Here is an 8,637-nt window from a genome sequence, read left to right as displayed (position 1 = left end):
GCGCTGGCGCGCAGCGGCGTGCGCGTGGCGGTCAACGGCCGCGACCGCTCCGCGCTGGCGGCCAGCGTCGCCGCGCTGCGCGAGGCCGGCGGCGAAGCCGAGGCCTTCGTCGCCGATTGTTCCGAGCTGCCCCAGGTCGCAGCGTTGCGCGACGCGGTGCTGGCGCGTTTCGGCTCGCCCGACTTCGTCCTCGCCTTCGCCGGCGGCGGCAGCGGCCGGCCGATGCCGGTGCACGAGATCGACGAGCGCGACTGGCGCTCGAGTCTCGACCACAACCTCACCGCGACCTTCTTCGTCGCCAGGTGCTTCCTGCCCGGCATGCTCGCGCGCGGCAGCGGCGCGCTGCTGACCATGGCCTCGGCCGGCGCGCGCGTGGTCGCCGGCGCGCCGGCCGGTTACGCCGCGGCCAAGGCCGGAGTGATCGCGCTGACCCGCCAGCTCGCCCACGAGCTCGGCCCGCGCGGCTTGCGCGCCAACTGCCTGTCGCCGTCGGCGGTGCTGACCGAACGCACCCGCGACCATCTGTCGCAGGAGCGGCAAGCGCAGATGCTGCGCGCGTTCCCGCTCGGCCGGCTCGGCGAGCCGGCGGACGTGGCGGCGGCGTCGCTGTTCCTGCTCAGCGACGCCTCGGCCTGGATCACCGGGCAGGTGCTCGACGTGGCCGGCGGGCGGGTCATGCTCTGAGCGCTTGCGTGCGGCGGCGCGCTCGCCTCCAATGGGAGTCCCCGCACCGCAGCCGCCCATGGACCCGCAGACCCTCGCCGCCTTTTTCGCCACCGCGTTGTTCCTGGCGGTGGTGCCCGGCCCGGACAACGTGTTCGTGCTGACCCAGTCCGCGCTGCGCGGCAAGCGCGCCGGCCTGTGGGTGGTACTGGGCCTGTGCAGCGGCCTGCTGGTCCACACCGGCGCAGTGGCGCTGGGCGTGGCCGCGCTGTTCGAACGCTCGCGCCTGGCTTTCGACCTGCTCAAGTACGCCGGCGCGGCTTATCTGCTCTACTTGGCCTGGCAATCGCTGCGCGCGCCGGCGATGACGGTGGCAAGCGGCGAAGACGAGCGCAGCGGCGCCGGCAGGCTGTACCTGCGCGGCATCGTCATGAACCTCACCACCCCCAAGGTGTCGATCTTCTTCCTCGCCTTCCTGCCGCAGTTCGTCGACAAGCAGGCCGGTTCGGTCACCTTGCAGATGCTGGCGCTGGGCGCGACCTTCATCCTCGCCACGGCGTTGGTGTTCGGCGCGCTGGCCTTGAGCGCGGGCGCAGTCGGCCAGCGCTTCGCCCGCTCCGCGCGCGCCCAGCGCTGGATGAACCGCGCCGCCGCGGCGGTGTTCGCCGGGCTTGCGGCCAAGCTCGCCGCCGCGCAGCGCTAGTCGGGAGTCACAGCAGGCTGCGCGTCCACAGCGCGGCCAGCCCCAGCATCGACGGCCACAGCAGCGCCGGATGCACCAGCGCGCGCGCCCAGGCGCGGCGCGGGCGAAAGCCGACGCCGTGGACGAAGCCGGCGCAGATCGCCATCACCAGCGGCGTCAGCAGGCCGTGCGCGCCGGGGCTGAGCCCGGCGCCGCGCATCGCCGGCAGGAACAGCAGCGCCAGCGACAGCGCCGCCGCCAGCAACAGCGACAACGCGCGCGCCCAGCCCGCGCCGGCGGGCGCTGCGGCCGCGTCCATCAGCGGCCCCGCCGCGCTTCGCCGCGCGCCTGCTCCTCGTCCTCGCGCATCTCGAACCACATCGCGTTGAGCACGCCGAAGCTGCAGGCCAGGGCCAGGCCCAGGATCCAGGCGAAGTACCACATCAGTAACCTCCTTCATGGTCGCCCTGCGCCTGCACGTGGGCGCGGGTGATGGTGCCGCGCATGATCCGGAACGCCCATGCGGTGTAGGCCAGGATCAGCGGCAGGAAGAGCGCCGCGGCGACCAGCATGATCCCCAGCGTGCGCTGGCTGGACGAGGCGTCCCACACGGTCAGGCCGTGCGCGGGATCGGTCGACGAGGGCAGCAGGAACGGGAACAGCGACACGCCGGCGGTGAGGATGATGCAGGCCACCGCGACGCCGCTGGCGATGAACGCCCACTTGCGCGAACGCAGCAGCGCGGCCGCGAGCAAGCCGGCGAACGCCAAGGCCGGAAGCGCGATCAGCCACGGCTGCAAGGCGTAGTTCCCCAGCCAGCCGCCGTCGATCCAGATCGCGTGCTTGGCCAGCGGATCCGACGGCGCGCCGGTGTTCCACGCGCCGACGATGGCCGAGCCCGACAACGAACGCAGCCACATCCCGGCCGCGGCGAACGCGGCGATCGCCGTCGCCGCGGCGATGCGGGCGATGCGCCGGGCGCGCGCGCCGACCGGGTCTTCCACCCGCATCGCCGCATAGCTGGCGCCGTGCATGACCAGCATCGACAGGCTCACCACGCCGGCCAGCAGCGCGAACGGATGGAACAGGCCGAGAAAGCTGCCGTCGTAGACCGGCAGCAACGTATCGGTGAAATGGAACGGCACGCCCAGGAACAGATTGCCGAAGGCCACCCCGAACACCAGCGACGGCACCGCGCCGGCGACGGTCAGCGCCCAGTCCCAGGCGCCGCGCCAGCGCGCATGCGGCAGGCGGTTGCGGAAGGCGAAGCCGACCGGGCGCAGGATCAGCGCCACCAGCAGCAGGAACATGGCGAAGTAGAACGTCGAGAACGAGGCCGCATACAGCAGCGGCCAGGCCGCGAACACCGCGCCGCCGCCGAGGATGAACCAGACCTGGTTGCCTTCCCAGTTCGGCTCGATCGCTTCCAGCGCCATGCGCCGTTCCACGTCGTCGCGGCCGATCAGGCGCAGGATCGCGCCCAGGCCGAGGTCGTAGCCGTCGGTGAGGGCGAAGCCGATCAGCAGCACGCCCAGCAGCAGCCACCACAGTTCGCGCAACAGTGCGTAATCGATCATGGCCGGCTCCTCAGAGGGTCTTGGCGTCGTGGCCGACGCGGGTGGCGGGCCAGAACCGCAGCTGGTCGGGACCGGATCGGATCGCGCGCAGCATCAGCACCGCATCGACCACGGCCAGCCCGGTGTAGAGCACGACGAAGCCGACCAGGCTGGCGATCACCTGGGTCGAATGGGTCGCCGACACGCCGAGGAACGTCGGCAGCACGCCGTCGATCGCCCAGGGCTGGCGGCCGTATTCGGCGACGATCCAGCCCAGTTCGGCCGCCACCCACGGCAGCGGCAGGCTGTACAGCGCCAGCCGCAGGAACCAGCGCCTTTCCAGTCGGTTGCGCGTGGCCAGCCAGAACGCGGCGGCGAACAGGAAGATGAAGTAGAAACCCAGGCCGACCATGATCCGGAACGACCAGAACAGCACCGGCACGCTCGGCACCGTACTCCAGGCGGCGCGCTCGACGATCTCGTCGCTGGCGTTGGCCGGGTCGGTGGTGTAGCGCAAGGTCAACAGGCCGAAGCCGAGGTCGTCGCGCAAGGCCATGAACGCGGCCTGCTTGTGCGGATCGTCGCGGTCGGCGCGCAGTTCGCGCAGCGCTTCATAGGCGCCGATGCCGCGACGGACGCGTTCGCGGTTCTCCTCGACCAGGTCGTGGATGCCGGCGACTTCCTTGTCCAGCGAGCGCGTGGCGATCAGCCCCATCGCCCAGGGAATGCGCACGGCGTACTCGGTCTCGCGCTTGTCCATGTTCGGCAGGCCGAACAGGGTGAACGAGGCCGGCGCCGGATGGGTGCGCCACTCGGCCTCGATCGCGGCGACCTTCATCTTCTGGTTTTCCGAAGCCGTGTAGCCGCTCTCGTCGCCGAGCACCGCCACCGACAGCGCCGAGGCCAGGCCGAAGCTCGCCGCGACCACCATCGAGCGCTTGGCGATCTCCACGTTGCGCCCGCGCAGCAGGTACCACGCGCTGATCGACAGCACGAACATCGCGCCGGTGACGTAGCCGGCGCTGACCGTGTGCACGAACTTGGCCTGCGCGACCGGGTTGAACACCACCGCGGCGAAGTCGGTGATCTCCATGCGCATGGTGTGGAAGTTGAATTCGGCGCCGACCGGGTTCTGCATCCAGCCGTTGGCGATCAGGATCCACAGCGCCGACAGGTTCGCGCCCAGCGCGGTCAGCCAGGTCACGGTGAGGTGCTGCAGCTTGCTCAGCCGGTCCCAGCCGAAGAAGAACAGGCCGACGAAGGTGCTTTCCAGGAAGAACGCCATCAGCCCTTCGATCGCCAGCGGCGCGCCGAAGATGTCGCCGACGTAATGCGAGTAATAGGCCCAGTTGGTGCCGAACTGGAATTCCATGGTGATGCCGGTGGCCACGCCCATGGCGAAGTTGATCCCGAACAGCACGCCCCAGAAACGGGTCATCTGCTTCCAGATGACCCGGCCGGTCATCACGTAGACGCTCTCCATGATCGCCATGATCAGCGCCAGGCCGATGGTCAGCGGCACGAACAGGAAGTGATAGAGCGCGGTCAGCGCGAATTGCAGGCGCGACAGATCGACGACGTACAGGTCCGGCATGGGAATCACCTTGCGTGCAGGAGGAGCCGGTCGACCGCGCCGGCATCGACCGGCGGGCGGTGCGAGGGCGAGAAGAACAGCAGATACAGCGCCGTCAGCAGCGCCAGCTTGACCGCGATGGTCAGCGCGATGCGGCGCAGCAGCGCCGCGCTCCAGCGCGGCGGCGCCGTGGCGGACGCGCCGCGTTCATCGAGCTGCGCTCGCGCAGTTTTCACGGCCGGCTCCGGGGGAATCTGCGAGCATTGCAAGCCATCGGGGCCGGCGGCGTGTTGATCCAGGTCAAGCCTCCCGCCGATCGCCCCATCGATCCGGCCGCCGCCCTGCCCGCAGCGGCCATCCAGGCCGGAGCCGAGGCTCCGACCGGCCCACGACGCCGCCCGCGCGGCGAACGCCGCCGCGGGTCACCGGCGCGGTTTGATCCGGGTCAACACCGCGCGCGCGAAGCCGGCCGTAATGCGGGCAAGGGCCCGATGCGGCCGCGGAGAAGACTCATGTACAAGGATCTGACCATTGCGATGACCGGCGGCGCCGGCGACGCCGACGCGCTGCGTCTGGCGGTGAAGCTGGCCGCGCGCCACAGCGCGCGCCTGTCGGTGCTGGAAAGCGTCGACCTGCCGATGCCGATCAGCCACGCCTGGGACATGCTCCCCGACCCGACCTCCGGCGCGGTCTACGCGCAATTGCGCGAACGCGGCCAGCAGCGCCTGGCGGAGCTGAAGGCGCGGCTGGACGACGAAACCGTGAGCTGGGACGCGCGCGTGGTCGAAGCGCTTTACGCCGACGCGCCGCACACCGTCGCGCGCGAGGCTTTCGACGCCGATGTCTGCCTGGTCGCCGGCAGCGGCGGCGACGCCTCCGACGCGTCCGCCCTGCATGCGTGGTTCACCGCGCTGCTGCTCGAATCCGGCCGTCCGGTGCTGGTGGTGCCGCCGAACAGCGGCCCGACCCTGCCGCTGCGGCGGGCGATGATCGCCTGGCAACCGACCCGCCCGACCACCCGCGCCGTGCACGACGCGCTGCCGCTGCTGGCCGACGCCGGCCTGGTGGAGCTGGTGCTGATCGGCCAGGGCGACGACGACCCGGCGCTGGAGTCGGCGCGGCGCATGGTCGCGCACCTGGTCCGCCACAGCATTCCCACCGATCTGGTCAGCCTGCGCGCCGGCGACCGCGGCGTCGCCGACATCCTGCTCGACTATGCCGAACGCAGCGGCGTGCAACTGCTGGTGGCCGGCGGCTACGGCCATTCGCGGCTGCGCGAATGGGTGCTGGGCGGAGTGACGCGCGAGCTGTCGATGTCGGCATCGCTGCCGGTGTTTTTCGGGCATTGATGCGGCGGTTGGCGCGGACAGACGCCCGCGCTCGGCGCGGCGCGGGCGTTCGATGATTTCGGCGCAGGCGAAATGTCGCGGTCGCGGCTCGCGCCGCTCCTACAGGGGCTCCGGCAAGATCCGTATCCGCCTGTAGGAGCGGCGCAAGCCGCGACCGCGACAACAGAACAACGACGAAACCGACGACGACGCTTCGCCCCCCGAGATCGCGAAAACCGCATCGCCACCGCGACCGCCGTCAAGGCCTCAACCCCACCGGCGCATCGATCCAGGGCTGCATCGCCGCCGCGATCCGCGCTCGCGCCACACGCAACGCCTGCGGCGCAGCGCGGCGCAGATCGTCTGCACAAACCGGCTCGATCCCATCGCTGGCGCCGTTGGCCAAGCGCGCCAGCGACGGCTGCGGCCGCACCCGGGTCAAGCGCGCATGGCGGCGGTTGCCCACTACCGCTTCGGCCAACGTCGTCGGCAGTTCTCGCGAGCCCCAGCGCTGGCTCAGCGCCGCCGCCTCGCCGCGGGCGCTGCGTTCGCGCGCCAGCCGTCCCGCGCCCTGCGCGCAGCCCAGCGCGAGCGAACGCGCCATCGCCTGCGCCTGCGCGGGAGCGGCCTCGCCGAGGTAATCCACGCCCAGCAGCGCCAACGCGTCGGCGACGCCGATCAAACCCACTTCCAGGCGCAGCCCGCCGACGACGTCCGCGCCGAACGCCTCGGCCGCATCGTCGAGCAGACGCACCGCCAGCGCCGCCGTCGTTGCGAAGCGTTCGAAATCGAAACGCGCGCGCGCGCCGCCGGCCTCGATCACGAACGCGCCGGCGTTGAGCGCCGCGCGCGGCGCGCGCAACGGCGGCACTGCGCGCTCGGTGCCGGCGCGGCGCAGCAGGCGCGGATCGGGCAGCAACTGCCAGGCGGCGAACGCGGCCGCGTAACGGCTGCGCCAATAGCCGCCATCGCTGCCGCTGCCGCCCACGGCCGCCGCCACGCGTTGCCAGGTCGCGTCGATGGTGCGGTCGCGCAGGCGCTCGCCGCTGCGCCAGCGGAAGCGCCGGTCCCACAGGTCGACGGCATGCGGATCGGTGAATCGGGTCAGGCGGGTCACGGCAAGTCCGAGGGCTGCGGGGCGCACCCGCTCGCGTCCACTGTGCCCGCGTCGCGATGGGCTTTCTTGATCGGGATCAAATTCGTCCGCGATCGCGACGCCGAGGCGCCTGTGCGGAACCCGACGCAGCGCGGCAAACGTCGCGGCGTCGGCGAGCACGTCAGCACGAGCCCGCAAGAGCCGGCGCGCAAGAACGAGCACGTTACAAACCGTTACCGCCGGTTACCGCCTCCGCATCGGCGCGCGGCCACGCGCGTCTAGCCTGTGCCCGGTCAAACCGCCGAACCGGAATCGCCGTCATGCTGCTCGAACACACCGTCTACGCCGACGCCGGCTTCGCCGCCGACAGCGCCGCCGCCCACTCCGCCGGCGACGACGCGCTGGAGCCGTGGCTGCAGCGCGAACTGCTGCGCCTGGGCTGGCCGCTGCAACGCCGCCGGGTGCGCGCCAAACAGCATGTGTTCCGCGCCGGCCAGCCGCGCACAGCGCTGTACCTGGTGCATGCCGGTTGCTTCAAGACCGCGCTGGTCAGCGAGGACGGACGCGAGAAGATCACCGGCTTCCGCCTGCGCGGCGATCTGCTCGGCTTGGACGCGCTGGACATGAACGCTTACGCCTGCGACGCGGTCGCGCTGGACACCGGCGAGCTGTGGGAGGTGCCGTTCGCGCGGTTGCGCAGCGAGCGGCCGCAGTTCCAAGAGCGCATCACCGCGCTGTTGGCGCGCGAGATCCGCCGCGACTGGACCTGGATGCTGGCGTTCGGCACGCTCGGCGCCGACCAGCGCGTGGTGACGTTCCTGTTCGACCTCGCCGCGCGCCTGCAGGCGCTGGGCTTCAGCGGCGAACGCCTGCAACTGCGCATGACCCGCGCCGAACTCGGCAACTTCCTGTCGCTGACCCTGGAAACGGTGGCGCGTTCGCTGTCGCGCCTGCAGGCGCGCGGGCTGATCGAAGTGGCCGGCCGCGAAATCGTCCTGCGCGACCGCGCCGCGCTCAGCGAATTGCTCGCTGCGGGCGGCCGCGTCCACTGAACGCGCGACAGCTTCGCAGAACGCCTGCAGGAGGAGCTTCAGCCCCGATGCCGTTCGCCCATTCCACAACGAAACCGCATCGCATCGGAACCGAAAGCTTCGGGCCTGAAGACCCTCCCACAGACCATCGAGTCGTCGGCGCAAGGCTTGTGGGAGGGGCTTCAGCCCCGACGCTTTTCGCCCACTCCACAGCGAAACCGCATCGCATCGGAACCGAAAGCTTCGGGCCTGAAGGCTCTTTCACAGACCGGTCTCGCGATGCGCCGGGCGCTAGCCGCCGTCGCCTGCGGCTGCGATCGCACGCGCGATCGCGGCGGCCACCTGTTCGCGCCGATACGGCTTGCGCAATAGCTCGAACGCCTCGCCGGCACTGGCGATCTGGGTTTCGTAGCCGGACGTCAACAGCACCGGCAAGCGCGGTCGCAGCCGCCGCGCCGCCGCGGCCAGCTCCTTGCCGTTCATGCCTTCGCCGAGCATGACATCGCTGAACATCGCCGCCGCTTCGCCATCGCCGGCGAGATAACGCAAGGCCTCGGCCGCGCTGCCCACGGCGACCGCGCGATAGCCGGAGGCGCGCAGGAACGCCAGCGCGATCGCGCGCACCGCCGCGTCGTCCTCGACCACCAGTACGGTCTCGCCGCGCCCCGGCGCCGGCGCGCCGATGGCCGGCGGCGGCGCCGGCGCGGG

General features: G+C 71.4%; 12 protein-coding genes. 4 read left to right on the top strand and 8 right to left on the bottom strand.

Going from position 1 to position 8,637, the window contains the following annotated elements:
- Together A7A76_RS06485 and A7A76_RS06480 are read left to right on the top strand one after the other, a co-directional pair.
- Window positions 1-684: SDR family NAD(P)-dependent oxidoreductase (locus tag A7A76_RS06485; protein WP_206410420.1), on the top strand; the 684-nt coding region annotated here is incomplete at its 5' end.
- A gap of 58 nt (window positions 685-742) precedes the next feature.
- The gene (locus A7A76_RS06480; RefSeq protein ID WP_206410419.1) at window positions 743-1,366 is read left to right on the top strand and encodes a LysE family translocator; all 624 of its coding nucleotides are present in this window, start codon (window positions 743-745) and stop codon (window positions 1,364-1,366) included.
- 7 nt (window positions 1,367-1,373) lie between these two features.
- Here A7A76_RS06480 and A7A76_RS06475 read toward each other — a convergent pair whose 3' ends face one another.
- The 5 genes from A7A76_RS06475 to cydP are packed head-to-tail and all read right to left on the bottom strand — an operon-like array spanning window position 1,374 to window position 4,710.
- Complete coding sequence (locus A7A76_RS06475; protein WP_206410418.1) at window positions 1,374-1,664, bottom strand: cyd operon YbgE family protein; 291 nt, start codon at window positions 1,662-1,664, stop codon at window positions 1,374-1,376.
- The gene (cydX, locus tag A7A76_RS06470) at window positions 1,664-1,789 is read right to left on the bottom strand and encodes a cytochrome bd-I oxidase subunit CydX (protein ID WP_074873592.1); all 126 of its coding nucleotides are present in this window, start codon (window positions 1,787-1,789) and stop codon (window positions 1,664-1,666) included. The genes A7A76_RS06475 and cydX overlap by 1 nt, the downstream gene beginning before the upstream one ends.
- The gene (gene cydB, locus A7A76_RS06465) at window positions 1,789-2,922 is read right to left on the bottom strand and encodes a cytochrome d ubiquinol oxidase subunit II (protein ID WP_206410417.1); all 1,134 of its coding nucleotides are present in this window, start codon (window positions 2,920-2,922) and stop codon (window positions 1,789-1,791) included. The genes cydX and cydB overlap by 1 nt, the downstream gene beginning before the upstream one ends.
- Window positions 2,923-2,932: 10 nt before the next feature.
- Window positions 2,933-4,495 carry a cytochrome ubiquinol oxidase subunit I gene (locus A7A76_RS06460; RefSeq protein WP_206410416.1) on the bottom strand — a complete coding sequence of 521 codons (1,563 nt, stop codon included), beginning with the start codon at window positions 4,493-4,495 and terminating at the stop codon, window positions 2,933-2,935.
- A 5-nt stretch (window positions 4,496-4,500) separates the two neighbouring features.
- Window positions 4,501-4,710, bottom strand: a complete 210-nt coding sequence (gene cydP / locus A7A76_RS06455; RefSeq protein ID WP_206410415.1) for a cytochrome oxidase putative small subunit CydP — start codon at window positions 4,708-4,710, stop codon at window positions 4,501-4,503.
- A 276-nt stretch (window positions 4,711-4,986) separates the two neighbouring features.
- On the opposite strand from cydP, the gene A7A76_RS06450 reads away from it, so the two are divergent.
- Window positions 4,987-5,823, top strand: coding sequence for a universal stress protein (locus tag A7A76_RS06450; RefSeq protein WP_206410414.1), 837 nt, complete (start codon window positions 4,987-4,989; stop codon window positions 5,821-5,823).
- Between the two features lie 238 nt (window positions 5,824-6,061).
- Here A7A76_RS06450 and A7A76_RS06445 read toward each other — a convergent pair whose 3' ends face one another.
- On the bottom strand, window positions 6,062-6,919 hold the full coding sequence (locus tag A7A76_RS06445) for a hypothetical protein (protein ID WP_206410413.1): 858 nt from the start codon (window positions 6,917-6,919) through the stop codon (window positions 6,062-6,064).
- Between the two features lie 299 nt (window positions 6,920-7,218).
- On the opposite strand from A7A76_RS06445, the gene A7A76_RS06440 reads away from it, so the two are divergent.
- On the top strand, window positions 7,219-7,950 hold the full coding sequence (locus tag A7A76_RS06440) for a helix-turn-helix domain-containing protein (RefSeq protein ID WP_206410412.1): 732 nt from the start codon (window positions 7,219-7,221) through the stop codon (window positions 7,948-7,950).
- On the opposite strand, the gene A7A76_RS26330 is transcribed toward A7A76_RS06440, so the two are convergent.
- Window positions 7,913-8,158 (bottom strand): hypothetical protein, encoded by a 246-nt coding sequence (locus tag A7A76_RS26330; protein WP_428995096.1) that lies wholly within the window; start codon window positions 8,156-8,158, stop codon window positions 7,913-7,915. The genes A7A76_RS06440 and A7A76_RS26330 overlap by 38 nt on opposite strands.
- 62 nt (window positions 8,159-8,220) lie before the next feature.
- Window positions 8,221-8,637 (bottom strand): response regulator (locus A7A76_RS06435; RefSeq protein ID WP_206410411.1); only part of this gene is annotated, 417 nt, incomplete at its 5' end.

The sequence above is a fragment of the Lysobacter enzymogenes genome (assembly GCF_017168095.1).
GTDB lineage: Bacteria > Pseudomonadota > Gammaproteobacteria > Xanthomonadales > Xanthomonadaceae > Lysobacter > Lysobacter enzymogenes_D.
The sequence above is the reverse complement of the archived record's forward strand: the minus strand, read 5'-3'. Positions and strand labels throughout refer to the sequence as shown.

Bases quoted from the DNA above. Each gene is read 5' to 3' on its own strand.
- A7A76_RS06480 (WP_206410419.1), top strand. From the start codon at position 743: ATGGACCCGCAGACCCTCGCCGCCTTTTTCGCCACCGCGTTGTTCCTG.
- A7A76_RS06475 (WP_206410418.1), bottom strand. From the start codon at position 1,664: ATGGACGCGGCCGCAGCGCCCGCCGGCGCGGGCTGGGCGCGCGCGTTG.
- cydX (WP_074873592.1), bottom strand. From the start codon at position 1,789: ATGTGGTACTTCGCCTGGATCCTGGGCCTGGCCCTGGCCTGCAGCTTC.
- cydB (WP_206410417.1), bottom strand. From the start codon at position 2,922: ATGATCGATTACGCACTGTTGCGCGAACTGTGGTGGCTGCTGCTGGGC.
- A7A76_RS06460 (WP_206410416.1), bottom strand. From the start codon at position 4,495: ATGCCGGACCTGTACGTCGTCGATCTGTCGCGCCTGCAATTCGCGCTG.
- A7A76_RS06450 (WP_206410414.1), top strand. From the start codon at position 4,987: ATGTACAAGGATCTGACCATTGCGATGACCGGCGGCGCCGGCGACGCC.
- A7A76_RS06440 (WP_206410412.1), top strand. From the start codon at position 7,219: ATGCTGCTCGAACACACCGTCTACGCCGACGCCGGCTTCGCCGCCGAC.
- A7A76_RS26330 (WP_428995096.1), bottom strand. From the start codon at position 8,158: ATGCGATGCGGTTTCGCTGTGGAGTGGGCGAAAAGCGTCGGGGCTGAA.